The organism is Burkholderia sp. RF7-non_BP4, assembly GCF_001521935.1.
Lineage (GTDB): Bacteria > Pseudomonadota > Gammaproteobacteria > Burkholderiales > Burkholderiaceae > Burkholderia > Burkholderia diffusa.
The window spans coordinates 318,622-343,798 of sequence record NZ_LOTA01000095.1 but is presented as its reverse complement, the minus strand read 5'-3'; the positions used below and the strand labels follow the sequence as shown (position 1 = coordinate 343,798).

Annotated in this window: 24 protein-coding genes and 1 pseudogene; 12 read left to right on the top strand and 13 right to left on the bottom strand. The window is 69.1% G+C overall.

What is annotated here, in order from left to right; all coding sequences use genetic code 11:
- Positions 1-8 precede the first annotated feature (8 nt).
- Positions 9-407 (top strand): RidA family protein, encoded by a 399-nt coding sequence (locus tag WS49_RS31525; protein WP_059537413.1) that lies wholly within the window; start codon positions 9-11, stop codon positions 405-407.
- Positions 408-480: 73 nt separating this feature from the next.
- Here WS49_RS31525 and WS49_RS31520 read toward each other — a convergent pair whose 3' ends face one another.
- Genes WS49_RS31520 through coxB form a run of 4 tightly spaced genes read right to left on the bottom strand, consistent with a single transcriptional unit; the run spans position 481 to position 6,239 of the window.
- Positions 481-2,115, bottom strand: coding sequence for a c-type cytochrome (locus tag WS49_RS31520; protein ID WP_059536851.1), 1,635 nt, complete (start codon positions 2,113-2,115; stop codon positions 481-483).
- The gene (locus tag WS49_RS31515; RefSeq protein ID WP_059536848.1) at positions 2,106-2,507 is read right to left on the bottom strand and encodes a hypothetical protein; all 402 of its coding nucleotides are present in this window, start codon (positions 2,505-2,507) and stop codon (positions 2,106-2,108) included. The genes WS49_RS31520 and WS49_RS31515 overlap by 10 nt, the downstream gene beginning before the upstream one ends.
- Positions 2,504-5,140, bottom strand: a complete 2,637-nt coding sequence (gene ctaD / locus WS49_RS31510) for a cytochrome c oxidase subunit I (protein WP_059537410.1) — start codon at positions 5,138-5,140, stop codon at positions 2,504-2,506. The genes WS49_RS31515 and ctaD overlap by 4 nt, the downstream gene beginning before the upstream one ends.
- Positions 5,141-5,153: 13 nt before the next feature.
- Entirely contained in the window at positions 5,154-6,239 is a 1,086-nt protein-coding gene (gene coxB, locus WS49_RS31505; RefSeq protein WP_373557214.1) for a cytochrome c oxidase subunit II, read from the bottom strand.
- Positions 6,240-6,485: 246 nt separating this feature from the next.
- On the opposite strand from coxB, the pseudogene WS49_RS35445 reads away from it, so the two are divergent.
- Positions 6,486-6,581 (top strand): annotated as a pseudogene (locus WS49_RS35445) (SDR family NAD(P)-dependent oxidoreductase); the annotation flags it as partial.
- Positions 6,582-6,622: 41 nt separating this feature from the next.
- Positions 6,623-8,401 (top strand): glycoside hydrolase family 15 protein, encoded by a 1,779-nt coding sequence (locus WS49_RS31500; RefSeq protein ID WP_059537406.1) that lies wholly within the window; start codon positions 6,623-6,625, stop codon positions 8,399-8,401.
- 74 nt (positions 8,402-8,475) lie between these two features.
- Here the strand turns inward: WS49_RS31500 and WS49_RS31495 are convergent, their stop codons facing one another.
- A complete protein-coding gene (locus tag WS49_RS31495) occupies positions 8,476-10,302 on the bottom strand; it encodes a thiamine pyrophosphate-requiring protein (RefSeq protein WP_059536841.1) in 1,827 nt (608 codons plus the stop codon).
- Positions 10,303-10,896: 594 nt separating this feature from the next.
- Between WS49_RS31495 and WS49_RS31490 the strand changes: the two genes are divergently transcribed.
- Together WS49_RS31490 and WS49_RS31485 are read left to right on the top strand one after the other, a co-directional pair.
- On the top strand, positions 10,897-11,379 hold the full coding sequence (locus tag WS49_RS31490; RefSeq protein WP_059536836.1) for a BON domain-containing protein: 483 nt from the start codon (positions 10,897-10,899) through the stop codon (positions 11,377-11,379).
- Between the two features lie 122 nt (positions 11,380-11,501).
- Complete coding sequence (locus WS49_RS31485; RefSeq protein WP_059536832.1) at positions 11,502-11,987, top strand: hypothetical protein; 486 nt, start codon at positions 11,502-11,504, stop codon at positions 11,985-11,987.
- Here WS49_RS31485 and WS49_RS31480 read toward each other — a convergent pair.
- Both WS49_RS31480 and WS49_RS31475 read right to left on the bottom strand, forming a co-directional pair.
- The gene (locus WS49_RS31480; protein ID WP_059536828.1) at positions 11,962-12,438 is read right to left on the bottom strand and encodes an NUDIX hydrolase; all 477 of its coding nucleotides are present in this window, start codon (positions 12,436-12,438) and stop codon (positions 11,962-11,964) included. The two genes, WS49_RS31485 and WS49_RS31480, sit on opposite strands and share 26 nt — an antisense overlap.
- A 133-nt stretch (positions 12,439-12,571) precedes the next feature.
- Entirely contained in the window at positions 12,572-13,486 is a 915-nt protein-coding gene (locus tag WS49_RS31475) for a manganese catalase family protein (RefSeq protein WP_059536823.1), read from the bottom strand.
- A gap of 740 nt (positions 13,487-14,226) precedes the next feature.
- Between WS49_RS31475 and WS49_RS31465 the strand changes: the two genes are divergently transcribed.
- The 3 genes from WS49_RS31465 to WS49_RS31455 all read left to right on the top strand — a co-directional run bounded on the left by WS49_RS31465 (position 14,227) and on the right by WS49_RS31455 (position 18,888).
- The gene (locus WS49_RS31465) at positions 14,227-15,513 is read left to right on the top strand and encodes an HlyD family secretion protein (protein ID WP_373557215.1); all 1,287 of its coding nucleotides are present in this window, start codon (positions 14,227-14,229) and stop codon (positions 15,511-15,513) included.
- An 85-nt stretch (positions 15,514-15,598) separates the two neighbouring features.
- The gene (locus tag WS49_RS31460) at positions 15,599-17,194 is read left to right on the top strand and encodes a DHA2 family efflux MFS transporter permease subunit (RefSeq protein ID WP_059536811.1); all 1,596 of its coding nucleotides are present in this window, start codon (positions 15,599-15,601) and stop codon (positions 17,192-17,194) included.
- A gap of 2 nt (positions 17,195-17,196) precedes the next feature.
- Positions 17,197-18,888 (top strand): efflux transporter outer membrane subunit, encoded by a 1,692-nt coding sequence (locus WS49_RS31455; RefSeq protein WP_059536804.1) that lies wholly within the window; start codon positions 17,197-17,199, stop codon positions 18,886-18,888.
- Positions 18,889-18,912: 24 nt separating this feature from the next.
- On the opposite strand, the gene WS49_RS31450 is transcribed toward WS49_RS31455, so the two are convergent.
- From WS49_RS31450 to WS49_RS31440, 3 genes are all read right to left on the bottom strand, one after another.
- Positions 18,913-19,467 (bottom strand): GNAT family N-acetyltransferase, encoded by a 555-nt coding sequence (locus WS49_RS31450; protein ID WP_257127628.1) that lies wholly within the window; start codon positions 19,465-19,467, stop codon positions 18,913-18,915.
- 197 nt (positions 19,468-19,664) lie between these two features.
- Positions 19,665-19,886 (bottom strand): hypothetical protein, encoded by a 222-nt coding sequence (locus tag WS49_RS31445; RefSeq protein WP_059536799.1) that lies wholly within the window; start codon positions 19,884-19,886, stop codon positions 19,665-19,667.
- 65 nt (positions 19,887-19,951) lie between these two features.
- The gene (locus WS49_RS31440) at positions 19,952-20,215 is read right to left on the bottom strand and encodes an HPr family phosphocarrier protein (RefSeq protein ID WP_059536796.1); all 264 of its coding nucleotides are present in this window, start codon (positions 20,213-20,215) and stop codon (positions 19,952-19,954) included.
- Between the two features lie 367 nt (positions 20,216-20,582).
- Between WS49_RS31440 and WS49_RS31435 the strand changes: the two genes are divergently transcribed.
- Both WS49_RS31435 and WS49_RS31430 read left to right on the top strand, forming a co-directional pair.
- On the top strand, positions 20,583-20,927 hold the full coding sequence (locus WS49_RS31435) for a zinc ribbon domain-containing protein YjdM (RefSeq protein WP_031401187.1): 345 nt from the start codon (positions 20,583-20,585) through the stop codon (positions 20,925-20,927).
- A 46-nt stretch (positions 20,928-20,973) separates the two neighbouring features.
- The gene (locus WS49_RS31430; protein ID WP_059536793.1) at positions 20,974-21,810 is read left to right on the top strand and encodes a hypothetical protein; all 837 of its coding nucleotides are present in this window, start codon (positions 20,974-20,976) and stop codon (positions 21,808-21,810) included.
- A gap of 35 nt (positions 21,811-21,845) precedes the next feature.
- On the opposite strand, the gene WS49_RS31425 is transcribed toward WS49_RS31430, so the two are convergent.
- Positions 21,846-22,031: a ribbon-helix-helix protein, CopG family gene (locus tag WS49_RS31425; RefSeq protein ID WP_059452402.1), complete on the bottom strand. Its 186-nt coding sequence runs from the start codon at positions 22,029-22,031 to the stop codon at positions 21,846-21,848.
- A 435-nt stretch (positions 22,032-22,466) separates the two neighbouring features.
- Here WS49_RS31425 and WS49_RS31420 point away from each other — a divergent pair, with 435 nt between their 5' ends.
- Both WS49_RS31420 and WS49_RS31415 read left to right on the top strand, forming a co-directional pair.
- The gene (locus WS49_RS31420) at positions 22,467-22,817 is read left to right on the top strand and encodes a hypothetical protein (protein ID WP_059536789.1); all 351 of its coding nucleotides are present in this window, start codon (positions 22,467-22,469) and stop codon (positions 22,815-22,817) included.
- The gene (locus WS49_RS31415) at positions 22,814-23,026 is read left to right on the top strand and encodes a DUF2909 domain-containing protein (RefSeq protein ID WP_059511443.1); all 213 of its coding nucleotides are present in this window, start codon (positions 22,814-22,816) and stop codon (positions 23,024-23,026) included. Before WS49_RS31420 ends, WS49_RS31415 begins: the two co-directional genes overlap by 4 nt.
- A gap of 72 nt (positions 23,027-23,098) precedes the next feature.
- Here the strand turns inward: WS49_RS31415 and WS49_RS31410 are convergent, their stop codons facing one another.
- The gene (locus WS49_RS31410; RefSeq protein ID WP_059536785.1) at positions 23,099-23,614 is read right to left on the bottom strand and encodes an NADH-quinone oxidoreductase subunit B family protein; all 516 of its coding nucleotides are present in this window, start codon (positions 23,612-23,614) and stop codon (positions 23,099-23,101) included.
- On the bottom strand, positions 23,614-25,176 hold the full coding sequence (locus WS49_RS31405) for a hydrogenase large subunit (protein WP_059536782.1): 1,563 nt from the start codon (positions 25,174-25,176) through the stop codon (positions 23,614-23,616). Before WS49_RS31405 ends, WS49_RS31410 begins: the two co-directional genes overlap by 1 nt.
- Position 25,177 lies beyond the last annotated feature (1 nt).

Sequence of the window (25,177 nt, the reverse complement as noted above, 5' to 3'; positions counted from 1 at the left end):
AGACACTCATGCGCCAACGCGAAGCGATCATCCCCGCCGGAATGGAAGCCGTGTACGAAAAAATCGGCTATGCGCCGGCGATCAAGGTCGGCGATACCGTGTACGTGTCCGGCCAGATCGGCCGCGACGCGGCGATGCAACTGGTCGAAGAACGCGAAGCGCAGATCGTGCAGGCGTTCGAGAACCTCAAGGTCGTGCTGGAGGCGGCCGGCGCATCGCTCGACGACGTGGTCGACCTGACGACCTTCCATACCGACATGCGCGACCTGCCGCTGTTCATGACGGTGCGCGACCGTTATCTCCATGCGCATCCGCGGCCGGCGTGGACCGCGGTCGGCGCGCACATGCTCGGCGGGGCGCCTGGTTATATCGTCGAAATCAAGGCGGTTGCCGTGCTGCAGGGATAGTCGCGGCCGCTGCTGGCGAGACGACACGGTCCGACCGCTTGCGGCGCGCATCGGATGCCGACGTCCGGTCCGTCTACCGCCGGATTGCCGCTCGCAACCGCCTCACGTCCTGCTCCGACACCGGCGCGGCGCGATTTCCCCACGCGCCGCGCACATAGCTGACCACTGCGGCGATCTCGCCGCTCGTCAGCGCGCCGCGCATCGCCGGCATCCGCTGCACCGGCCCGTGCGTGCCGGGCGCCGGCCGAGCCCCTTCGACGACGATCCGGATCGCGCTGGTCGGATCGGCCGCGAGCGCGGCCGAGTTGCCGGCGAGCGGCGGCCCGCGATCGGGCACGCCCGCGCCTTCCGCGCCGTGGCAGCGCGCACAGAATCCCGCATATACGCCGGCCCCCGGCGCCTGCTGGCCGCCCTCCGGGCGCGGCCCCGCCGCGGTCAGCCGCGGGACGCCGACGCCGAGCGGATTTGTCGCGGCGGTCGGTTGCGCGGGCAACGATTTGAGGTACACGGCGATCGCGTGACGATCCGCATCCGTCAGCAGCGCGGTGCTTTCGCCGACGACGGGCGCCATCGCGCCGAACACCGCGCCGCGCACCGCATGGCCGCTGCGCAGGAATGCGGCGAGATCGTCGGCGGTCCAGCGGCCGAGGCCGTCCGCGTCCGCGCCGGTGAGGTTCGGTGCGAACCAGTGATCGTTGATGCCGCCGGTGAGAAACGCGGGGCTGCGTTCGTCGTAGCCGCGCTCGTTGTAGGCCGGGCCGCGCGGCGTGTGGCATGCGCCGCAGTGGCCGAGCCCCTGCACGAGATACGCGCCGCGATTCCATTCCGCCGATCGCGACGACTGCGGCACGAACCGGTCGCGGTTCGCGAACGCCAGGCTCCACAGCCCGAGCGCCCAGCGCTGGTTGAACGGAAACGGCAGCCGCGTGATTTTTACCGCGTTCGCCGACGGCGCGACACCACGTATGAAATACGCATACAACGCGCGCACGTCGTCGTCGGACAGGCGCGCGAACGACGGGTAGGGCATCGCAGGATACAGCCGGCTGCCGTCCGCGCGCACGCCGCGCCGCAACGCATCGTCGAACTGGCGCAGCGTGTCGTTGCCGATCCCGTGCACGGGATCCGGCGTGATGTTCGGTGCATAGATCGGCCCGAACGGCGAATTGACCGGCTGGCCGCCGGCGTACGGCGTGTGGTCGGCGGCATCGTGGCAGGCGGCGCAGTCGCCGGCGAGCGCGAGATAGCGGCCGCGCGCGATCGTCGCGGCATCGGCGCTCGCGGCCGCGGCGGCAATCACCGGGCGGCGGGCGGCGGAAGCGGCCGATGCGGACGATGCGGGTGAGGTGGACGACGCCGATGCCGGGGGCGAAGCCGATGAAGCGTCCGACGGCGCAGCCGAAGCCTGGGCGGACGCCGTGTCTCGCCGCTGCGCCAGCCGCGGATCGCGGTTCACCCGGTCCGACATCGACGCGCCGGCGTCGGCTGCCGACGCGCGTATCCGCACGAAACGCCAGCCCGACGCGGGCTCGGGCGCCTCCGCCGGAGACGCGGCTTCGGCCGGATCGCCGGCGGGCGCCGCGTGGTCGTCCTGCTGCATGTCGCATGCGCACAGCGCGGCGCACACGGCGAGCGCGACGCACGCGCGGCGACGCCGACCGACGCGCTCGGCACACGAAACACACGAAGCGAACGAGATCAACGCCATGGACTGCACGGCCCCACGAAAGCGGTGACGATTCCCGTGAACACGAGACCGATCACGAACCCGAGCGCGGCGAGCATCCCGCAGCGTGCGAGGAATCGCGTGCTGTCGTCGCGCGTCGCGGCCTGCACGTTCGCGTCGTGCCGGCGTTGCCACGTGCGCACGAGCCAGGCGGCGAACGCCGTCGCCAGCGCGAACGCGCATGCGGCGATCAGCGCGAGCCACACGCCGACGTGCGCCCAACGCGGCACGGCCTGCGCGACGCCGAGCGGATAGCATGCGGTCGACGCGAGCGTCTCGGATGCCAGCATCTGCGCGAACCACAGCGCGGGCGCGCCGATCAGGCCGGCCGCGATCGCGAGCAGGGGTGTCCATGAGCGTCGCGCGCCGTTCATCCCGCGCTCCTGAGCCAGTACGGCGATACGTACAACGCGGTGAAGATGAACAGCCAGACGATGTCGACGAAGTGCCAGTAGAGCCCGCCGACCGTCAGCGCGACGCGCCGTTCGCGGCCGAAGAAGCCGGCGGCGGTCCACCCGGCGAGCAGCGCGAGGATGACGAGGCCGGCCGCCACGTGCGCGAGGTGAAAGCCCGTGATCGTGAAGTACAGGCTGCCGTACAGGTGCGCGGTCGGTCCGTACGGATGGTCGCGCCACTCGTGCAGCTGAATCAGTGCGAACGCGACGCCGAGCAGCAGCGCGACGGCGAGCGCGGCCGCCGCGCGCAGGCGCCGGTCGGCCCGCACCGCGCGCTCGGCGAGCCACACGAACACGCTGCTCGACAGCAGCACGACGGTGTTGCCGGCCGCGAGGCCGATCTTCGGCATCCCGTCGGGCGGCCAGGGCGCGTCCGATTGCGACTGCAGGTAGAAATAGCAGAACAGCAGGTAGCCGAACAGGCCGGCCTCGGTCACGATCAGCGTGATGACGCCCCACCAGCCGCCCGCGCGTTCGCCGCAACTGCCGACCGGCAGCGGTTCGACGCACGCGACCGGCGCACCGGACGGCGCGGTCGCCGAGCGCGGTTCGGCCGGATGCAGGCCGGCCGCTGCAGGCGCCTGGGTGGCGTCGCGGGCCGGAAGGTGCGCACGCTGTCCGAGCGTGCGGCGCGGCCACAGCCACACGGCGGTCCCGATCGCGCAACCGGCGACGGCCGCGCACACGAGCGTCGGCGAGCGCGCCAGCATCGCAGCGAACACGGCGGTCGCGAGCAGCGCGAGCACGAACGGCACGCAGCTGTCCTCGGGCATCTTCAGGATCGCGCTCGGTTTTGCCGCGAGCGGCGTGACCGCGAGCGCCTCGCGCCCGTCGGCGAGCCGGTAGCCGACGCGCATGCTGGTGCGCATCGGATCCTCGCGCGTTTCCCACAGCGGGTGCCGCGACGCGACGAGCGGCAGCACCGCGAAGTTGTAGACGGGCGTCGGCGACGCGACCGACCATTCGAGCCCGGCGGCGCCCCACGGATTCTCGCCGGCGCGCGCGCCGCGCCGCGCGCTGACGAGCGCGTTGACGACGAACATCACGATTCCGATGCCGAACACGAACGAGCCGATCGTCGTCAGCAGGTTCGACGTGTCCCAGCCCATCCCGGACGGGTAGGTGTAGATGCGGCGCGGCATCCCGAGCAACCCGGAGACGTGCATCGGGAAGAAGCCGAGGTTGAAGCCGACCAGCACGATCCAGAACGTCAGCTTGCCGAAGCGTTCGTTCATCATCCGCCCGGTGAACTTTGGGAACCAGTACGTGACACCGCCGAGCACGGGGAAGACGTTGATGCCGAGCAGCACGTAGTGCAGGTGCGCGACGACGAAATACGTATCGGTCAGCTGCCAGTCGAGCGGCACCGCGGCCGTCATCACGCCGGATACGCCGCCGATCACGAACATCAGCACGAAGCCCGCGAAATACAGGAACGGCGTGCGGAACACCGGACGGCCCGTCCAGATCGTCGCGAGCCACGCGAACACCGCGACCGCGCTCGGGATCGAGATCAGCATGCTCGCCGCGCCGAAAAACGCGAGCGCGAGCGGCGCGATGCCGGTCGCGAACATGTGGTGGACCCATACTTCGAAGCCGATCAGCATCGTCGCGACCGTCGATACCGCGACGGCCTCGTACGCGACGAGCGGCCGCCGACAGAAAGTCGGCAGCGCGTCCGACACGATTCCCATCGCGGGCAGCACGACCACGTAGACCCACGGGTGCGCGAACATCCAGAACAGGTGTTGCCACAACAGCGGCCGCCCGCCGTTCGCGACGTCGAAGAAGTGCGTGCTGGCATTGCGATCGAGCCACAGCAGCAGGAACGCGAGGCTGACGGACGGCACCGCGACGAGGTTCGCCACCGACGCGGTGAGCGTGCCCCACACGATGATCGGCAGCCGGTCGATCGACATCCCGTGCGCGCGCATCCGCAGCAGCGTGACGACGAAGTTCGCGGCGCCGCCGGTCGTCGAGATGCCGAGCAGGATCATGCCGAGCGCATAGATGTCGATGTTCGCACCGGCGCTGTAATCGAGCGACGTGAGCGGCACGTAGTTGAACCAGCCGCCGTCCGGCACGGCGCCGAGCGGAAAGCTCGCATACAGGAACAGCCCGGCGAACAGGAATGCCCAGTACGAGAATGCGTTCAGCCTCGGGAACGCCATGTCGCGCGAGCCGAGCATCAGCGGCCACAGGTAGTTCGCGAAGCCGGACAGCACTGGCAGCGCGTACAGGAAGATCATCGTGACGCCGTGCATCGTGAACAGCGAGTCGTACTGCGCGGGCGTGAGCACCGTCGCATTCGGCCGCGCGAGCTGGATGCGCATCGCGAGCGCCTCGACGCCGCCGAGCAGCAGGAACGCGAACGCGGTGACGATGTAGCGCAGCCCGATGCGCTTGTGGTCGACCGTGCCGAGCCAGCCGCGCCAGCCGGGTTCCGATTCCCACAGCGCGGCCAGTTCGCGCTCGTGCGTGGAGCCCGGCGGCGCTTCGCCGAGGTCGGGCACGCGGCTGAGCGGAGCGGGCGTGTCGCGGGCAACGGCCATCGTCATTCTCCGTTCAGTGCAGCGTTGCGAGATAGGCGGCGAGATCGTCGGCGTCGCGCGGCGCGAGCGCGAACGACGGCATCAGCGTCTGCGGCTTGATCTGCTGCGCATGCGCGATCCAGCGCCGCAGGTTGTCGGGCGTGTTGTCGAGCGTGCCGGCCGCGAGCAGCCGGCGCGACCCGAGATGCGACAGGTCGGGGCCCGCGTCGCCGGCCGCGTCGGTGCCGCGCACGGTGTGGCAATCCGCGCAGCGCGCGTCGAACACGTGGCGGCCGCGCCGCTCGGCGTCGACGGCGGGCGCGGGCGCCGGCTGCCGCTGCGCGGCGAGCCACGCGCGAAATGCGTCGGGCGGCTCGGCCACGACCTCGAATGCCATGTGCGCGTGCTGCGCGCCGCAATACTGCGAGCACTGTCCGCGGTACACGCCCGGCCGGTCGGCCTGCAGCCACTGATGATTCGTCTGGCCGGGAATCGTCTGCGTCTTGCCGGCCAGTTGCGGGACCCAGAACGCATGGATCACGTCCGCGCTTTTCAGTTCGACCGCGACGGGTTCGCCGACCGGGATGTGGAGTTCGTTCGCGGTGACGAACGCGGTGCCGCCCGCGTCGTCCGGATAGCGGACGGCCCACCACCAGTCGTGTGCGGTCACGACGATCGTGAGCGCGGGTGGATGCGGCGGCGACGCCACCGCGCCCAGCACGCGCAGCATGTACACGAGCGCGCCGAACAGCAGCACGATCGAGATCGCGGAGCCGACCGTGACGATCGCCAGCCCGCTGTCGTGGCCGCTGCCCGCATGCGTGCGGCGGCGAAACATCGCAATCAGCAGCAGCACCGCGATCGCGATGCACACGAACGTGCACAGCGCCAGCAGCGCCCAGCCAAGCACGAACACCGGCCGGGCAGCCGGGCCTGCCGCATGCGCGACGTAAGCGAGCGGTAGCGGCCCGGCCGGTGCGTCGGGCTCGCTGGCGGCGCGCGCGGCGGCCATGGGAGCGGCGAGGCACGCTGTCGCGGCGAGGCGAACGATACGGCGCGCTTTCTCGGGTGGCGGGACGGGCAACAGGGCTCCTTTTCGGATTCGGCGGCGTGACGACAACCGTTCGACAACCGTTCGCGGCGGAGCAATTTCCGTGCGTGCGCCGTGTCGGCATCGCGGCCCGGGCGTTGTCCGTGCAACGGGCTGCGCGTTACAGCCGGCTTGTAAATTTGGCGACCGTTCACGGCGTGCTCGGAGCACGGTGTGCGGCACATTGCTTGCTACCCCGATCGTGTTCTGGCAGGCCGCTCGGGGTAGGTCCCGGCTGCGTGCCGCCCACCGCGAGAAAAACCGGAGGAATCGACCGTGAAGACCGCCGCGATCACCGGTGCGAGCGCCGGCGTCGGCCGCGCGACCGCCCATGCGTTTGCGCGGCGCGGCGCGAACGTCGCGCTCCTCGCGGCGGGTTTCGTCGCCGCGCGCAAGCTGAACCGGTGAGCGCGATGAGGATCGAGGATTACGCACTGATCGGCGATGGCCGCAGCGCCGCGCTCGTCGCGCTCGACGGCAGCATCGACTGGCTGTGCTGGCCGGACTTCGACTCGCCGCCATGCTTTGCCGCACTCGTCGGCACGCCCGACAATGGCCGTTTCCGTATCGCGCCGCGCGAGCCGGATGTGCGCGCGACGCGCCGCTACCTGCCCGGCACGGCGGTGCTCGAAACGACGTTCGAGACGTCGTCGGGTTGTGTGGTCATGATCGACTGGATGAGCTGGGATGCGCGCGACCCGTGCGTCATCCGCAGCGTGCGCGGCGAGCGCGGCACAGTCGAGCTCGACGTCGATCTCGGCGTGCGCTTCGACTACGGCCACGCGTTGCCGTGGTGCCGCCGTCTCGGCCGGCGCTGGCGGATGATGACGGGCGGCGACGCGATGTGGCTCGATACCGACGTGCACCTCGACGTGCGGGGCGACCGGCTCGTCGGCGCGCCGCGAATCGCCGCGGGCGCGCGCGCGGATTTCTGCATCAGCTACGCGCGTTCGTACGACCGGCCGCCGTCGTTGCCGGATCCGTACGCGTCGTTGCGCGACACGCAGGCGTTCTGGCGCGTCTGGTCGAAGTGCAATGCGGCGCAAGGCCCGTATCGCGATGCGATCGAGCGCGCCCTGATCACGGTGAAGCTGCTGTCGAGCGTGCGCACCGGCGGCATCGTCGCGGCGCCGACGAGCTCGCTGCCCGAACGCTTCGGCGGCGTGCGCAACTGGGATTACCGGTTCTGCTGGCTGCGCGACGCGAGCTTCACGCTGCGCGCGCTGGTGCGCTGCGGCTACCGCGAGGAGGCCGCGCGCTGGCGAGACTGGCTGGTGCGCGCGATCGCCGATCACCCGGCGCAATTGCAGGTGCTGTACGCGGCCGACGGCGGCCGGCGCGCGGACGAATGGTCGGCAGCGCACCTGGCCGGTTACGAAGGCGCGCGGCCGGTGCGCTTCGGCAACGCGGCGGCCGAGCAACTGCAGCTGGACGTCTACGGCGAGGTGCTGGCCGCGCTGTACCAGGCGCGCCGGCACGGGCTGCCGCCCGACGACGATGCGTGGACGCTCGAGCGGCGGCTGCTCGACCATCTCGCGACGATCTGGCGCGAGCCGGACGAGGGGATCTGGGAGGTGCGCAGCGGCCGGCACCCGTTTACGTCGTCGAAGGTGATGGTGTGGGCGGCCGTCGAAAGTGCGTATCGTTCCGCGCGCGCGTTCGGCCATCACGCGCCACTCGAGGAGTGGCGGCGTTGGGCCGACACCGTGCACGCGGATGTGCTCGCCCGTGGCTATCACCCGAAACTCGGCCGCTTCGTCGACCGCTACGACGGCGACGGGCTCGACGTGAGCCTGCTGCTGATTCCGCTGACGGGGATGCTCGATGCGTCGGATCCGCGCGTCGCGGCGACGGTCGCCGCGATCGAGCGCGAACTGGTCGAGGATGGCCTGCCGTTCCGTTACCGGCCGCCGCGTTTCAAGGATGGTTGCGAAGGCAACGAGGGTGCGTTCGTCGCGGCCGGCTTCTGGCTCGCGCAGGTTTACCAGATGCAGGGCCGCGACGCCGACGCGCACGCGCTGTTCGAGCGGCTGCTGGGTCTGCGCAATGACGTCGGGCTGCTGTCGGAAGAGTACGACGTGAAGGAGCGGCGCATGTGCGGGAATTTTCCGTTTACGCTTGCGCAGGTCGGGCTGGTCAACGCGGCGCTCGCGCTGGAGGGCGACTGGCGCGACGACGTCGATACAGGCTGACGTGCCGCACCGCACCGCACGCGACGGGGCAGCCCGGCACGACGCACGCTTCGTGTCGTCCCGCCCGTCATGTGCTACGACTCGTGTCTACCTCCCTTGCCGCCGTGCTCGCCGTTGCCCGGCAGCACGGCCGACAATACCTGCCGCGCGGTCTCGACGATCACGTTCGCTTCGCGCGGGTCGCCCTTCACCAACGTTTCGGCAAAATGCTTCGCCTGCTGCAGCGTCACGTGCGGCGGCAGCGGCGGCACTTCCGGATCGCTCTTGACCTCGAGCACGACCGGACGGTCCGACGCGAGCGCCTCGTCCCATGCGGCGCCGAGCTGTTCCGGATCGTCGACGTAGATGCCCTTCAGCCCGAGCAGCGTCGCGAAGCGGTAGTACGGCACGTTCGGAATCTGCTGCGACGCGTCGAGCTTCGGATCGCCTTCCATCACGCGCTGTTCCCACGTCACCTGGTTCAGATCCTCGTTGTTGAGCACCATGCAGATCCAGCGCGGGTCGGGCCATTGCCGCCAGTACTTCGCGACCGTGATCAGCTCGGCCATGTTGTTCATCTGCATCGCGCCGTCGCCGACCATCGCGATCACCGGGCGCACCGGGTACGCGAACTTCGCGGCGATCGCGTACGGCACGGCCGCGCCCATCGACGCGAGCCCGCCCGACAGCGAACCCATCATCCCGCGTCGCATCGTCACGTCGCGCGCATACCAGTTCGCGCAGGAGCCCGAATCACTCGTCAGGATCACGTCGTCGGGCAACCGTGGCGACAGCTCGGTGAATGCGCGCTGAGGATTCACGCCGCGCCCGGCGCTCGCCTTCGCGGCCGCGCGCGCGGCCAGCGTCTCGTGCCAGTCCGCGTTCCATTTCGCGATCTGATCGCGCCAACTCGTGTCGTGCCGTTCCTTCAACAGCGGCAGCAGCGCGCGCAACGTCTCGGCGCTGTCGCCGACGAGATTGACCTCCATCGGGTAGCGCAGGCTCAGCATGTCGGCCTTCAGGTCGATCTGCACGCCGCGCGCCTGGCCTTCCTTCGGCAGGAATTCCGAGTACGGGAAGCCCGAGCCGACGACGAGCAGCGTGTCGCATTCGGTCATCAGTTCGTAGCTCGGCTTCGTGCCGAGCAGCCCGATGGAGCCCGTGACCCACGGCAGGTCGTCCGGCAGCGCGGCCTTGCCGAGCAGTGCTTTCGCGGCGCCCGCGCCGAGCCGGTCGGCCACCGCGATCACCTCGTCGGTCGCGCGCAGCGCGCCCGCGCCGACCAGCATCGCGACCTTCTTGCCGGCATTGAGCACGTCGGCCGCGCGCTGCAGGTCGTCGGCATACGGCACCACCTTCGGCGCTGTGTAGCCGACCCCCGAGTGCACGGTGCCGTGCACGCGCTTCGGCGGTGCGTAGTCGAGCTCCTGCAGGTCGTTCGGCAGCACCAGCGCGGTCACCGTGCGCGCGCCGAGCGCGATGCGCACCGCGCGGTCGACCAGATGGCGCACCTGGCCCGGCACGACGGCAAGCTGGACGAATGCGCCCGCAACGTCCTTGAACAGCGCCGGCAGGTCGACTTCCTGCTGATAGTGGCCGCCGAGCGCCGCGCGCGCCTGCTGACCGACGATCGCGAGCACCGGCATGTGGTCGAGCCGCGCGTCGTACAGGCCGGTCACGAGGTGCGAGGCGCCGGGGCCCGAGGTCGCGACGCATACGCCGAGCTCGCCTGTAAATTTTGCATGTGCCGACGCCATGAAGGCCGCCATCTCCTCGTGGCGCGCCTGGATGAATTCGATCTTGCCCTCCGCCCGGCCGAGCGCGCCGAAGAAGCCGTTGATGCCGTCGCCCGGGTAGCCGTACACGCGGCGCACGCCCCAGTCGTACAGCCGTTCGACGATGAAATCCGCCACTGTCGCCATGCCGTTTCTCCTTGGTTCGGGAAGAGCCGATGAGCCGCGCAGGCGATCGTCGTGCGCGGCGCTGGCGGGCGTCGCGCAAGGCATGTGCCGCGCGCCGCATCGGGCACGGGTGGTGAACGCAGGCGCTGCGGGCAAAGGCAGGCAATCCGGCGCGCAACGATGGCGCTTTTCGCGGTATCGGCGATCGACGACGTGCGAGACCCGGACGCGCGATCTCTAGATCGCAACTAACGGTCAATCCCGCTCCCGCCCGCCACACGATGCGCCCGCGACGCAACGGCGCCGTGTTGGCCGACGCTCATGCATCAACTGCGCTTGCAGGGGAAGGCCGGGCCCCGTACCGCGTCGTTCCGGGCACGTCAACGACGCTCGCACCGGCTTTCACGCCCGGCGTCCCCGTTGCCGACGGCGCTCGCCGAACGCGGAATTTTCAAGCGCTTGTCATTTCGATCGCACGGTTGCGGAGGGGCACGCGCTTCGGATGCCGCGCGGGCGGGCGCGCACCGCCGCGGCGGCAGCGTCGCTGTAAGGAACGGCACATGCTGCCCGTGTCGACGAAGCCCGGCGGTTCCGGGTATCGACTACGGTGTTCCCATGACTTCCAGAACTCGCTCGATCAATCCGTTGTTGAATCTCGCGGTGGCCGTCGCATGCGGCGCGGCGGCGATGTACTTTTTCGATCCGGCATCGGGCCGGCGGCGGCGCGCGTACGTGCGGGACAAGGCCGCCGCGGGCCGGCACGGCGTGGTCGACTACGCGAATACGCAGGCGAAGCGCGCGGCCGACCATGCGCGCGGCGCGATCGCGGGACTGCGCGCCGACTGGCTCGCGGGCGACGCGAACGACGCCCAGGTCACCGAACGCGTGCGTGCCGCGCTGGGTCATCTGGTCGGGCATCCGCGCGACGTCGACGTGACCGTCGAGCACGGGCACGTGCGCCTGAGCGGGCAGGTGGAAGAAGCGGAACGGCACGCCGTCGTCGACGGTGTGGCCGCGCTGCGCGGCGTGCAGACCGTCGAGGACGCGATGGGCGCGCGTAGCGAATACAAGGCGCCGCCCGGCGGCCCGATGCACTGACGCCGCCATCGGCCGCGCGCCGGCGGGTGCGGCAAACGCGGTAAACGAGGCACGACGCGCATTCGGCGCGCGCGTGGCTGCCGCAACGTCGGCCACGCCGCGCCCCATCCGGAGAACAGCTGATGACCGATCGCCCGATTTCCGCAACGACGCCTCCCGCACCGGAGCCCGATGCGCACCACGCGCTCGAAAGCCTGCTGGGCAGCCTCCACCGACATGGCTTCTTGCGTTTCGCGAACGAAGTCGTCAGCGCGAATGCGCAGATGGCCGAGACGTTCGTCGATGCGTTCGACAAGCCCGGCATGCAGAGCGGCGTGCAGAATCTCGCCGCGCTACTGATGGCGCTGTCGCGGATTCCGCCGGAGCAGTTCGGCAGGGCCGTGTTCGCGGCCGCCGACGCGCTGCATCACGTCGGCGCGTGGAAGCCGGACGAGCACGAGCACGTCGCGCCCGGCGTGCGCGGCGCGTACCGGCTGCTGCACGACGAAGCGCTGTGGGATGCGCTGACGCCGCTGCTCGAAGGGCTGAAGGTGTTCGCGCAAGGGCTCGCGCGCGAGCCGCGCAATCCGGCGAGCCCATCGGTCAGCGAGCGGCCGACGGGCGCGTGATCGCGGCGAGCGCAGGCAAGTCGCGTTGCCCGCACAGCGCCGAGAGCTGATGCACGATGCGCTGCGTCGGCGTGCTCGCCGGCCACCGCGCGACCGCGTCGAAGCCGACCCAGCGGCACAGCGCGATCTCGCGCCCGGGGCACGCGTGCCGGCCGGGCGGCATGCGCGCGACGAAGACGTGATGACGCTTCACGCTGCCGTCCACGAAGAAGCAATACGCAAGCTCGAGATCGGCGAGTCCCGTTTCCTCCTGTAATTCGCGACGCGCGGCGTCGAGCGCCGATTCGCCGCGCCGAATCACGCCGCCCGGCAGTGTCCAGCGCGACGAGGGACGGCGCGCGACCAGCAATACGCGATCGTTGCGATGGCACACGATCGTCGCGCGCTCCTTCGCAAGCGGCGCGAGCGGCACCGCGCGCACCGGGAAGGCGGTCGGATCGGGGAGTGTCATGTCCAGCGGGCGACGGGTAAGGGCACGGTCCATGATCCCATCGGGCAACGGGCGTGCCCGCGCCGCGTCGCCGCATCCTGGCGGATGCGACGCGGGCGACCCGATGCGCACGCCGCGAACATGCGGGTGCTGCTTAGCGTTTCGGCGGCGCGGCGTTGCCCGGCGACGCCGCCGCCGTGCTGTCGCGCGGTGCACCTGCGCCGAGCTCGGCTCCCGTCACGGGATCGCAGCGCGGGTCGGACGCGAGTCGCCGCGTCATCGCTTCGAGCGCCTGCGACTGCTGCGGCTCGACCGCGCCCTTCGCGGCGCCGTCGCCGCCGTCGACCGCCGGCTCGCCGCGCCGAAACGCGAGCGAGTCGCCGCGATTCCACGGGCCCGGCACCGGCTCGCCATCTTGCATCCGGAAGTACACGCGGTCGTACGGGGGCTTCGGCGGCAGCTTGCCCGGCGGGAAATTGCCGGTGATCGCGTACAGCGCCTTCTCGAACGACACCTGGTGCGAGACCTCGCGCGTCATCAGAAAACCCAGTGCGTCGCGGATGCCCGGATCGTCGGTCACGTTGATGAGCCGCTCGTAGATGATCTTCGCGCGCGCTTCGGCCGCGATGTTCGAGCGCAGGTCGGCCGTCGGTTCGCCGATCGTGTCGATGTATGCGGCCGACCAGGGCACGCCGCCCGAATTGGTCAGCGGCGCGCCTGCGCCGTACAGCACCTGCGTGACGTGACTGTCGTTACCCGCGCCGTGCAGCTTGCGGTAGAGCTCGGCCTGTTCGTCGACGGCTTCGGCGAGCTCGCTCTTCGCGCCCCGGTTCAGCATCGCGGCCATCGAGCCGATGACTTCGAGATGGCTCAGTTCCTCGGTCGCGATGTCGAGCAGCATGTCCTTGCGGCCGGGATCCTCTTCGGTGATCGCCTGCGTGAAATAGCGCATCGCGGCGGCGAGTTCGCCCTGCGGTCCGCCGAACTGTTCCAGCAGCAGGTTGGCGAGCCCCGGATTCGGCGCACCGACGCGCACCGTGTACTGAAGCCGTGTGTTGTGAATGAACATGAAACCTCCGTGTCGGGAAATGAACGGCAACTGCGACGGAGGCCGAGCACGGGGCGCGCCCATGGCGGTGCGGCGAAGCGAGACCGACGTGCCGCGCGGAGCGAGGCCCGATGCTCGCGGGCGCGTGGCGACATCGCTGCCGCGCATCGGTCTTGTCGGGTGTCGTGTCGGGCGCGACGCATGCGCCCGCGATTTTTCAACGCGTTGTCATTTCTGCCGCGGCGGCTCGGCATGGACGATGCCCGGCTGGCGCGTGTCGCGGCGTGCGCGCGTGCGGGGTGCCGGCGCGTCGGGCAACTACGCCGGCCGGCGTTCATCGGGCGCTTGAGGCTTGCCTTCGGCAGGATCGCGCGCGCTGCGTGGTGGTGGCGTGTCCGTGCCGTGTCGCTTTCCCTCCGGGCCGGGCGTGCTGTCGCCGCGGTCCTGTCCGTGCGAATCGGTGTCGAGCGAAGATGATCGCTTCACCGGGGCGCCTGTCGTGGTGATCGGATCGCGATTGCCGCGCATCGCTCGTGCCGGCGGCATCCGGCAAGCGGCGCGCGTGCCGGGTGCGCCGCTTGCTTGCCCGGACGCTTGAGGCCGGCGCGTGCAATACCGCACGCGGCCGCCGCCCGGAGCGATATTTCATGCCCGATGCGACCCTGTTCCCGTTGCCCGTCCGTGAGCGATTGCGCGTCGCGTTCCGGCGCACGTTCGCGCCGGAACGACACGGCAGTCGGACGGGGCTGGCGCGGTCGTCGATGCAATGCTCGCCCTCGGCCGCGACGTGGGCCACGGAGGGCGTGTCGACCGCGTTTGCACCTCCGACCGTCTACCGCGCGGGCGACGGCAATGCCGACGCCGGCAACGGCGGCAGCGCCGGGCAGCATCGCCATGACGAGCGAGACACCGATGCACCGGGCGGCGGCGGAGGCGACGGCCATCCGCACGACGATCGCGGCGGCCGCACCGGCGGCGATGGCGACGGCGACAACGGCGAAGGCGCGCGCAAGCGGCCCGGCAGGAAACCGCTGATCATCCTCGGCGCGGTGCTGCTCGTGCTGGTGATCGCGGGGATCGTGTGGTGGCTCGTGACGCGCGACCAGGAAAGCACCGACGACGCGTACACCGACGGCAACGCGGTGGCCATTGCACCGCATGTGTCCGGCTACGTGACACGGCTCGCGGTCGACGACAACACGTTCGTGCATCGCGGCGACGTGCTCGTCGAGATCGATCCGCGCGACTACCGCGCGCAAGTCGATGCGGCACGCGCGCAGCTCGGACTGGCACAGGCCCAGCTCGACGCGGCGCGCGTGCAGCTCGACATCGCGCATGTGCAGTTTCCGGCGCAGTACCGGCAGGCCCGCGCGCAGATCGAATCGGCGGAAGCCGCGTACCGTCAGGCGCTCGCCGCGCAGGAACGGCAGCGCGCGGTCGATGCGCGTGCGACGTCGCAGCAGGCGATCGACGCGGCCGACGCCCAGCGTGCGAGCGCCGACGCGAACGTCGCGATGGCCCAGGCGCAGGCACGTACCGCGAGCCTCGTGCCGCAGCAGATCCGGCAGGCCGAAACGGCCGTCGAGGAGCGCCGCCAGCAGGTGCTCCAGGCGCGTGCGCAACTCGATACGGCCGATCTGAATCTGTCGTACTGCGAACTGCGTGCGTCGTCCGACGGGTGGGTCACACGCAGGAACGTGCAACTGGGCTCATACCTGCAGGCGGGTGCGTCGATCTTCTCGATCGTCACGCCGCGTGTCTGGATCACCGCGAACTTCAAGGAGTCGCAACTGGAGCGGATGCGTATCGGCGATCGCGTCGACGTGTCGGTCGACGCGTATCCCGATCTCGATCTGCACGGCCACGTCGACAGCATCCAGCTCGGCAGTGGCGCGCATTTCTCCGCATTCCCGGCCGAGAATGCGACCGGCAACTTCGTGAAGATCGTGCAGCGCGTGCCCGTGAAGATCGTGCTCGACGGTCCGCTGCCGCGCAATCCGCCGCTCGGTCTCGGCTTGTCGGCCGAACCGACCGTGCACCTGAAATGACCGGCCGCCGCGCGATGGCCCGCCATCACCGGAGCGATCCGATGCACGACATCCATACGCCCGCCTCGTCACGCGGGGCCCGCCGATGAACCGGCCGCCCGACCGGCCGGCATCGTCCGGCGGCGGCACCTGGCGGCCGGCCGCGAACCCGTGGATCGTCGCGATCGTCGTCACGCTCGCCGCGTTCATGGAAGTGCTCGACACGACGATCGTGAACGTCGCGCTGCCGCATATCGCGGGCACGATGTCCGCGAGCTACGACGAGGCGACCTGGACGCTCACGTCATATCTTGTCGCGAACGGCATCGTGCTGCCGATTTCGGGCTTCTTCGGGCGCCTGCTCGGCCGCAAGCGCTACTTCGTGCTGTGCATCGCCGCGTTCACGGTGTGCTCGTTCCTGTGCGGCGTCGCGACCAATCTCGGCGAACTGATCGTGTTCCGCGTGCTGCAGGGGCTGTTCGGCGGCGGGCTGCAGCCGAACCAGCAATCGATCATCCTCGACACGTTTCCTCCCGAACAGCGCAACCGCGCGTTCTCGATCTCGGCGATCGCGATCGTCGTCGCGCCGGTGCTCGGGCCGACGCTCGGCGGCTGGATCACCGATCATTTCTCGTGGCGTTGGGTGTTCCTGCTCAACGTGCCGATCGGCGCGCTGACCGTGCTCGCGGTGATGCAGCTCGTCGAGGATCCGCCGTGGCGGCGTGGCGCCGAGCGCGGGATTTCCGTCGATTACATCGGCATCGGGCTGATCGCAATCGGGCTCGGCTGCCTGCAGGTCATGCTCGATCGCGGCGAGGACGACGACTGGTTCGGCTCGAACTTCATCCGCATCTTCGCGGCGCTGTCCGCGCTCGGGTTGATCGGCGCGACGATGTGGCTGCTGCGCGCGAGGAAACCGGTGGTCGACCTGTCGTGCCTGCGCGACCGCAACTTCGCACTCGGCTGCGTGACGATCGCGACGTTCGCGGCCGTGCTGTACGGCAGCGCGGTGATCGTGCCGCAACTCGCGCAGCAGCACCTCGGCTATACGGCGACGCTCGCGGGCCTCGTGCTGTCGCCCGGCGCGCTGCTGATCACGATGGAAATCCCGATCGTGAGCCGCCTGATGCCGCACGTGCAGACGCGCTATCTGGTCGGCTTCGGTTTCGTGCTGCTGTCGGGCGCGCTGATCTATTCACGGATGCTGGTGCCGGACATCGACTACAAGCACCTGGTGATGATCCGCTGTGCGCAGTCGCTGGCGATCGGCTTCCTGTTCGTGCCGATCACGACGCTCGCGTATCTGACCGTGCCGCAGCGGCTCAACGACGACGCGTCCGCGCTGTTCACGATGTTCCGCAACGTCGCGGGGTCCATCGGCATTTCGGTGTCGACCGCGCTGATCCGGGAGCGCACGCAGGCGCGCTTGGCGCACCTGTCCACGCATATGTCGCCGCTGTCGCAGAACTTTCAGGAGTCGCTGCAAGAGCATGCCCGCACGATCGGCGCGCTGTCGGGCGCGCCGCCGCCGGTCGCGCTCCAGACCGCCACCGGCCGGCTGTACGAGACGTTCATCTCGCAGGCGACGATCCTCGCGTATATCGACGTGTTCGCGATCCTCGCGGTGTTCTGCGCGTTCAGCATTCCGTTGACGTTCCTGTTCTCGCCGGTGAAGGCCGCACGCGGCGCGGGAGGGCATTGAGGATGACGAATCATCGACAGCGAGGTCGCCGCCGACATTCGCCGCGAGCGCGTGGTATCGCGGCGGTGCTCGCGGCCTGCGCGGCACTCGCGGGCTGCACCGTCGGGCCGGACTTCAAGCCGCCACATGCGGAGGTGCCGGCGAACTGGCACGACCTGAAGGCACCGGCATCGGCCGCTTCGGGCGCATCGGCTGCTTCGACGCCCGGCGCATCCGCGTCGTCGTCGCCGCTGACCAGCGCCGATCCCGACCCGCGCTGGTGGCGTGCGTTCGGCGACCCGCTGCTCGACCGGCTGGTCGAGCGCGCCGCGCGTGACAACCTCGGCGTGCAGGCCGCCGTGCTGCGCATCGCGCAGGCGCGGGCGCAGGTGCGCGCGGCGGCTGCGCAGGGCTTGCCCAACGTGCGCGCGAGCGCGAGCTACCAGCGCGAGCAGTTGGGCCTGAAGGGCATCATCGAGGAACAGGGCATCGACCAGCGCGTCGACCGCCTCGGTGCGCCGGGTTCGCCGCTCGACCGGTACGGCCCGGGCACCGGCGCGAGCGTGCAGCAGGGCGCACGGAGCGCGATCGATGCCCTCGAGGCGCCGGTCAACCTGTGGCAGGCCGGATTCGACGCATCGTGGGAACTCGACCTGTTCGGGCGCGTGCGCCGCTCGGTCGAATCGGCCGGCGCGCAGGCAAGCGCCGCTGTCGCGAGCCGCGACGACGCGTTGCTGTCGCTCGAGGCCGAAGTCGCGCAGACCTATCTGCAACTGCGCGGCGCCGAAGCGCAGCGCGCGCTGGCCGACGACCTCCAACGCGCGCAGCGCGACCTGCTCGACCTCACGCGCGAGCAGGCCGCGCACGGCCTTGCGAGCGATCTGGACGTACGCAGCGCCGACGCGCGGCTCGCACAGATCCGCGCGCAACTGCCGCAGTTCGACCAGCAGATCGCGCTGCTGCGCAATGGTCTCGCGTATCTGGTCGGAGGGCCGCCGGGTGCGCTCGACGACTGGCTCGACGTGCCGCGCGCATTGCCGGGCGTGCCGCCCGCCGTGCCGGTCGGACTGCCGTCGACGCTCGCGCGCCGGCGGCCCGACATCCGCCGCGCGGAGGCCGACCTGCATGCGGCGACTGCGGACGTCGGCGTCGCCGTCGCGCAGTTCTATCCGGACATCTCCCTGACGGGGCAGGTCGGCCTGCGTGCGTCGCACGTTCGCGAACTCGCGCACTGGTCCCATCTGTTTTATGCGTTCGGGCCGGCCGTGTCGCTGCCGGTTTTTGCGGGTGGGCAACTGGTGTCGAATCTGCGGCTGTCGCAGGCGCGGCAGGCCGAAGCGGCGCTTGCGTACCGGCAGGCGGTGCTCGTCGCACTGCGCGACGTCGACAACGCGCTGGCCGTGTATCGCACCGACCAGACGCGCGCAGCCGCGCTCGACGATGCGGAGAAGGCCGAACGGAGCGCGCTGGACCTCGCGCGCGATCGTTACCGGAAGGGGTTGTCGCCGTTTCTCGACGTGCTCGACGCCGAGCGGCAATGGTCGGAGGGGCGGCAGCAGGCGGTGCAGGGCGCGTTGCAGACGACGACCGATCTGGTCGCGCTCTACAAGGCGCTGGGCGGCGGATGGCAGACGGCCGGCCCGGCGCCGGAAGCGGCTACGCTCGGGGCGACATCGTCGCCGGCGCAGACGGCCCACGCACCTTGGTCGCGATGAAGCGGCCGCTGCGCGACATCGCGCTTACCGGCACGCACGCGAAAACAGCAGCGAATCGGCGTCGTTGAAGCGAATCCGCACAGGATCGGCATACCCGGCCTTCTGCGCGACGCGGATCGACGCGACGTTGGTCGGCGCGATCAGGCACACGCTGCGCTCGAACCGGTGCTGCGCATCGAGCCAGCCGAGCGCATGCGACAACGCCTCGGTCGCGTAGCCCTTGCCGTGCGCCCAGCTCGCGAGCGCCCAGCCGGCTTCCGGCACGCCGCGAATCGACGGCTCGACCGCGCGATGGAAGTCGGCGAAACCGAGATCGCCGACGTAGCGGCCCGACGTCTTCTCGCGAATCGCCCAGTAGCCGTAGCCGAGCAGCGGCCACAGCCCGCGATACGCGAGCAGCCGCATCCACGAATCGCGCGGCGCCGACGGCTTGCCGTTGAAGATGTGCGCGACGACGGTCGGCTCGGTCCACATCGCGGCGAGTGCGTCGAAGTCGCCGAGCGGGTGGCCTTCGAGAATCAGGCGGGGGGTGTCGAGAACCGGCGGGGACGTGACGGGCGGCAGGGCGCTGAGTGTCATCGGGCGTTCCATGAGGAAAGGAAGGCAGCGCGGTGCGTCGCGCTTGGGCCCCGTACGATACCGCGGAAACCGCGGCGCGGCCGCAAATCCCCGTGTGTGGCGGGGAATGCGATCGCATCGTCCGGCTCGCCGTCGTCCGATGATTGCGGCACGGGCTGGCGGCCGCATGGCGGCATCGCGCCCGTGCCGGGCGGTTTCTACTTGCGGCTTTTCAGGAAGCTGCGCCCGTGCGCGGTGATCGACGCACCGGATCGGCCGTTCGCGGCATGGCTGACGAAGCCCGCGCCGACGAGTTCCTGTTCGACCGACCAGCCAAGCGCCGGCGCATCGCGGCCGTAGCGCACATCGGCGAGGCGCTCGAGCGCCCAGATCGCGGAGGCCGACAGGTTGGGGGTGTTGGACGTGACGTTGTCGTTCATCGCTTCCTCGGAGAGTGGTGATTCAGGGTGAACGGCACGAGGCCGTGGGATCGGGCGACGCAGCGTCAGCCCGCCTGCAGCAACGGCAACAGCGCCTGGAGCGCGGCGTCCTCGTCGGGGCCGGTGGCGAGCACCTGCGCGGACGTGCCGCCATGCATCTGTAGCGCCGCGATGGCCGTCGCGTCCTTCGCGCTGCCGCTGAGCCCGTTGGCGAGCAGCAGGATGTCGCTTTCGAAGCGGTGTGCCGCCGCGACGATCGCATCACGCGCCGCGATCGCACGGTTGCGGTTCCAGGCGGGGCCGATTTCAACGTAGACGACGGTTGCCACGATGCGGATCAGCCTTGGGGAAAGTTGCCGGAACGCCGTGCAACGGCCGGCCGGCGGCACGGCGGGACCGCGCTGAGCGCGGTTTCCCGACGGGGCGCAGGGTGTTGTACACCAGGCATCGGTGCATCATTCATCTCGAACATGTCGACATCCTCAGCGAAACCGCCATCAAGTCCGGCGAACGATCGAAAGTTGACGATTATAATACGGCAACGTGTTTATGTGTATTGCATTATAATGTCGTGTGCGCGACGTGCTGCACGGTCGATTTGTCGACGGGGCCGTACGGCGCGCGGTCCGGCCACGCGCTTGCGTGTCCGGTATTTTTTTATCGATTGACCTGAACTCCCACCGAATGGAAGCTGCAATGAACGCCGCCCCCGCCTGCCCGCAATGCGCGATGGAAAACACCTACCCGGATGGCACGCTGACCGTGTGCGCGGACTGCGGCCATGAATGGTCGGCCGGCGCCGGCGCCGAAGCGGGCGACGAACCGGCGGGCGACGTCGTCAAGGACGCGAATGGCAACGTGCTGTCGGACGGCGATTCGGTCGTGCTGATCAAGGACTTGCGCGTGAAGGGTTCGTCGATCACGCTGAAGATGGGCACCAAGGTGAAGAGCATCCGTCTCGTCGGCGGCGATCACGAAGTCGATTGCAAGACCGACATGGGCGGCTTCATGCTGAAGGCCTGCTACCTGAAGAAGGTATGACCGCACGCGGTACGAGCGACTTTCCGATCAACCGGGCCTGTCGAGCATGAGCGAGGATCGAATTTCCTATGACGCGTTCCTGCAGTTCCTGGCGGCGCCGTTGAACGACGGCCGTCCGTTCGTGCTCGAGACCAAGCACGCGGTGTCGCTGCACTTCGACCACTTCGGCACGCAGAGCTTCATGTCGCTGAAGGATCCGGTGAGGCTCGAACTCGGCTATACGCGCGTGATGATGGGTTTCCTGCTGCTGCAGCCGGCGCCCGCGCGTATCTGCATGATCGGGCTCGGCGGTGGATCGCTGGCGAAGTACTGCTATCGGCACTTGCCCGACACGGCGATCGACGCGATCGAGATCAATCCGGACGTGATCGCGCTGCGCGACGTGTTCAGGATTCCAGAAGACGACGCGCGCTTCGCGGTGATCTGCGCGGACGGCGCCGACTACGTCGAAAGGCCGGACGTCCAGGCGGACGTGATCCTGCACGACGCATTCGTCGCCGACGGCATGCCGGGCCGCTGCACGGGCACCGCGTTTCTCGATGCGTGCCGTGCGCGGCTGAGCGAAACGGGCGTGCTCGCGATCAACTTCATGGACGACGATCCGGCGTTGCCGAGGCATCTCGAGCAACTGCGCGCGGTGTTCGACGATTCGTGTGCGCTGGTGCCGTGCGGCGATGACAACAACTTCATTGCGTTCGCGTGGAAGAACGGCAACCCGCTGCCGTCGCTGCGCATCCTGCTCGAGCGCGCGCTGGGATTCGGCTCGGCGGGCGCGCTCAAGCTGTCGTCCACCGCTCGGCGCATGAAGGCGGGGGAGCGCATCGATCCCGCGCGGCTCGTCTGGCGCGCGCGCGAACATTCACGATGGGAAATCTGCGCCTGACGGCGCCGCAGGTTTGACCGCGCCTACTTCATCCCTTACTTCACTCGCTTGCCGAGCGCGCTCTTGGTCTTGTACGTGACGCCGTGTTTGTCGAGATACTCGCGGATCAACTGACGCACGACTTGCGACGGTGTGAGGTCCTGCTCGGCGCAGAGCATTTCGAATGCTTCTTTCTTGGCGGGATCGATCAGGACGGTCAGGCGGGCGGTTTTCGTTTCCATCGGGATGGGAGGGGTGGTCGATATGTTAATCAAATTATAATCCATCCGCTTTCGGCGCCATGTCCGAATGTGTCATGCCGGGTCGTGCACCGGTTCAACGCCGGTGTACGAGCCACGTGAACAGGTCGTTGAACTCGGTTACGATGCCGGTCGCCGGTGCGAGGTGGCCGCGCGGGCCGCACGCCCGGAAGCCTCGAATTGCTCGAATCATATGGCAAAGATGATAACAAGATTATCATGCGCTGTTGGTCGTATTGGGCTTTAAGTACAATATCGCCCGGGGCTGCCGGCTCCGGCTTGCCCGAGCGGCTCCGTCGTCCGCGCGGCCGATGATCCGGCTGCTTCCGTTTCCACGCGGCGTGCGAGCACCGTTACTGCGGCGCTGCCCGGTCGTCACTTCGTCTTTACTGCACAGCCCACTTCGCTATTCGCCTCATGACCCCGATCAAGTTCGTTCTCCGCTACACGGCGATTCCTTTCGCAGCCATCGTGGCCGTCGTGATGTGGGCGGTCGTGCCGTCGTCGAAAGAGGTCGACGCACGCCAATATGCGGCGCTGTCGCGCGGATACGCGAGCTTTCCGCTACCGTTTCGACATGAAATCGCGGAAGCGATGGAGCAGGGCCGTATCAGCGACCGGCGTTACCAGACGCTCGTACGCGATTCGCTGGGTAATGGCGTGGCGCTGGACTGGCCGGCGTCGGGTGTTGCCGACGTCGCTGCCGAGCGGCAAAGACTGGCAGCACTGCTGAAGGCCGATTCCGGCCTGGAGGAACATCAACAATGAAGATTGCGCTGGTTTCGGTGGCTTTCGTGATGATTATCGGAAGCCTGGTTTTCGCGCTGTATTTCATGAATCACGACCGGGGCGGCAGCAAGCGGATGGCGTGGTCGCTCGCGGCGCGCGTCGGGCTGTCGATCACGCTGTTCCTGTCGCTGCTGATCGCATACCGGCTCGGGTGGATCGAGCCGACCGGGCTGCCGATCGGGCGGTGATGCGCGGCATTCGCCCTCGCCGCCGCAGCGCACGAGCTATCGCCGACTGAAGGATTGCCACTGGCATCCGTTTCAGTCTCCGCGTGATCGGCAGGCCGTCAAAATGCCACGCAGCAGATCGACCGGCGGCGGCGGACATCCAGGAATCGTCACATCGACGGGCAGCACCGACGAAACGGGGCCGCACACCGCATAGCTGTCGGCAAAGATGCCGCCCGTGCACGCGCACTCGCCGGCTGCGACGACCAGCTTCGGCGCCGGCGTCGCCTCGTACGCGGCAAGCACGGCTGCCTTCATGTTCAGCGTGACGGGGCCGGTCACAAGCAGCAGGTCCGCATGGCGCGGGCTGGCGACGAATTTGATCCCGAGCCCTTCGATGTTGTAGTACGGGTTGTTCAGCGCATGGATCTCCAGTTCGCAGCCGTTGCATGAACCCGCGTCGATCTGCCGGATGCACAACGCGCGGCCGAGGAGGTCGAGAATGTCCTGACGAATCTGCTGCGCCTCGTGTCGCCAGGCGGCTTCGGCGGTCGGCACGGGCTCGTCGGGAAATTCAGTGCGCGCGAATTGACGGATGAGTTGCCACATCAGAGATCGTGCCCCGCGTAGTTCAGGTTGAACGATTTATTGATCAACGGGAAATCGGGAACGATGTTGCCGATGATCGCGTGCTCGAGCGCCGGCCAGTTCTGCCAGGACGGATCGTGGCAATGGCAGCGCGCGATGGCATCGCCCGGCGCCGTCTCGAGCGCGACGAACACGTCGCCGCGCCAACCCTCCACCCAGCCGATTCCCCTGGACGGCGCCGCCGCGGGCGTGACGGTGGCGGCGATCGGCCCGTCCGGGAGAATCGCCAGCAGTTCGCCCATCAGGCGCAACGATTCGTCGATTTCGGCAAACCGCACGGCGACCCGCGCGGCCACGTCGCCGCGCGGGTCGCTTGCCGCCTTGACGGCCAGGTTGCCGTAAGGGGCCGGTCGCAGGTTCGCGCGCACGTCGAATGTCTCGCCGCTGGCGCGGGCGGCCATGCCGCGCACGCCGAAATGCGCGACGACGTCGGCATTCAATCGGCCGGTACCGAGAAACCGGTCCTGCAGCCCGGACTGGTCCTCGTAGATCTTCCGCATCACGTGTACTTCGCGTGCGATGCGTTCGCATTGTTCGGTGAGCGCCGCCGCGTCCTCGGGATAAATGTCGACGGCCAGCCCGCCCGGCACGATTCGATCCATCAGGTATCGATGCCCGAAGATCCCGTCGTTGGTCCGTACCCAGTTCTCCTTGAGCCGCGAGAACTGCGCGAGACCGAACGCGAATCCGGCGTCGTTGCCGAGCGCGCCGAGGTCGCCGAGGTGATTGGCGATGCGCTCGCGTTCGAGCAGGAGGGCGCGCAGAACCAGCGCACGCGCCGGCACGGCCGTGCCGCACGCCTGCTCGAGTGCCATGCAGTAGGCCCACGAGAACGCAACGGTCGAATCGCCGGCGACCCGGCCCGCAACGCGATGGCCGTTCGACGCGGCCGTCCGTTCGAACAACCGTTCGACGCCGCGATGCACATAGCCGAGCCGCTCCTCGAGCCGCAGCACTTTCTCGCCGACGACCGAAAACCGGAAATGGCCCGGCTCGATGATGCCGGCGTGAATCGGCCCGACCGCGATTTCGTGCACGCCGTCGCCGGCAACCTGCACGAACGGATAATCCGCTTCGTTCGATTCGAACCGCTCGATTCCGGTCGCCCGCTTCTGCAGCGGAAAGTAGTCGCCGGGCCAGTTGCCGTGATTGAGCCACGGGCGCGTGTCGCGCGCATCGCGCTCGCGCAGCCCGGTCAGGTCGAAAATCGCGCGCTGCATGCGCGTTGCGGCGGGAAACACGCCCGCCAGATCGGGATAGTCGCCGTCGGCACGCGGTTCCGGCCCGGTCGCGAGACGCACCCACATGACGCCGTCGTCGCATTCGTAAGCCGCGTTGACCGAAAATACGCGCTCGGGCGTTTCGCCGCTCCACATCGCGACGAGGCGGCTTCGCTCCATCCGCGCGGTATGCGCGATGTCGAGCCATCGCGCTTCGTCGACGTCAACCACGGTAGCCGGAACCTGGCCAGCTTCGTGCCCGAGGCGAGTCGAGCCGTCCGCCTGAATCATGTCGAGTCGCATC

What these genes read in the sequence shown, in the direction of transcription:
- WS49_RS31450 (WP_257127628.1), bottom strand. Translation starts at nt 19,467, where the DNA reads ATGACACTCAGCGCCCTGCCGCCCGTCACGTCCCCGCCGGTTCTCGAC.
- WS49_RS31495 (WP_059536841.1), bottom strand. Translation starts at nt 10,302, where the DNA reads ATGGCGACAGTGGCGGATTTCATCGTCGAACGGCTGTACGACTGGGGC.
- WS49_RS31425 (WP_059452402.1), bottom strand. Translation starts at nt 22,031, where the DNA reads ATGGAAACGAAAACCGCCCGCCTGACCGTCCTGATCGATCCCGCCAAG.
- WS49_RS31430 (WP_059536793.1), top strand. Translation starts at nt 20,974, where the DNA reads ATGAGCGAGGATCGAATTTCCTATGACGCGTTCCTGCAGTTCCTGGCG.
- WS49_RS31485 (WP_059536832.1), top strand. Translation starts at nt 11,502, where the DNA reads ATGACCGATCGCCCGATTTCCGCAACGACGCCTCCCGCACCGGAGCCC.
- WS49_RS31460 (WP_059536811.1), top strand. Translation starts at nt 15,599, where the DNA reads ATGAACCGGCCGCCCGACCGGCCGGCATCGTCCGGCGGCGGCACCTGG.
- WS49_RS31475 (WP_059536823.1), bottom strand. Translation starts at nt 13,486, where the DNA reads ATGTTCATTCACAACACACGGCTTCAGTACACGGTGCGCGTCGGTGCG.
- WS49_RS31520 (WP_059536851.1), bottom strand. Translation starts at nt 2,115, where the DNA reads ATGGCGTTGATCTCGTTCGCTTCGTGTGTTTCGTGTGCCGAGCGCGTC.
- WS49_RS31515 (WP_059536848.1), bottom strand. Translation starts at nt 2,507, where the DNA reads ATGAACGGCGCGCGACGCTCATGGACACCCCTGCTCGCGATCGCGGCC.
- WS49_RS31490 (WP_059536836.1), top strand. Translation starts at nt 10,897, where the DNA reads ATGACTTCCAGAACTCGCTCGATCAATCCGTTGTTGAATCTCGCGGTG.
- WS49_RS31405 (WP_059536782.1), bottom strand. Translation starts at nt 25,176, where the DNA reads ATGCGACTCGACATGATTCAGGCGGACGGCTCGACTCGCCTCGGGCAC.
- WS49_RS31415 (WP_059511443.1), top strand. Translation starts at nt 22,814, where the DNA reads ATGAAGATTGCGCTGGTTTCGGTGGCTTTCGTGATGATTATCGGAAGC.
- WS49_RS31435 (WP_031401187.1), top strand. Translation starts at nt 20,583, where the DNA reads ATGAACGCCGCCCCCGCCTGCCCGCAATGCGCGATGGAAAACACCTAC.
- WS49_RS31525 (WP_059537413.1), top strand. Translation starts at nt 9, where the DNA reads ATGCGCCAACGCGAAGCGATCATCCCCGCCGGAATGGAAGCCGTGTAC.
- WS49_RS31455 (WP_059536804.1), top strand. Translation starts at nt 17,197, where the DNA reads ATGACGAATCATCGACAGCGAGGTCGCCGCCGACATTCGCCGCGAGCG.
- WS49_RS31465 (WP_373557215.1), top strand. Translation starts at nt 14,227, where the DNA reads ATGCAATGCTCGCCCTCGGCCGCGACGTGGGCCACGGAGGGCGTGTCG.
- WS49_RS31420 (WP_059536789.1), top strand. Translation starts at nt 22,467, where the DNA reads ATGACCCCGATCAAGTTCGTTCTCCGCTACACGGCGATTCCTTTCGCA.
- ctaD (WP_059537410.1), bottom strand. Translation starts at nt 5,140, where the DNA reads ATGGCCGTTGCCCGCGACACGCCCGCTCCGCTCAGCCGCGTGCCCGAC.
- WS49_RS31410 (WP_059536785.1), bottom strand. Translation starts at nt 23,614, where the DNA reads ATGTGGCAACTCATCCGTCAATTCGCGCGCACTGAATTTCCCGACGAG.
- WS49_RS31445 (WP_059536799.1), bottom strand. Translation starts at nt 19,886, where the DNA reads ATGAACGACAACGTCACGTCCAACACCCCCAACCTGTCGGCCTCCGCG.
- WS49_RS31480 (WP_059536828.1), bottom strand. Translation starts at nt 12,438, where the DNA reads ATGACACTCCCCGATCCGACCGCCTTCCCGGTGCGCGCGGTGCCGCTC.
- WS49_RS31500 (WP_059537406.1), top strand. Translation starts at nt 6,623, where the DNA reads ATGAGGATCGAGGATTACGCACTGATCGGCGATGGCCGCAGCGCCGCG.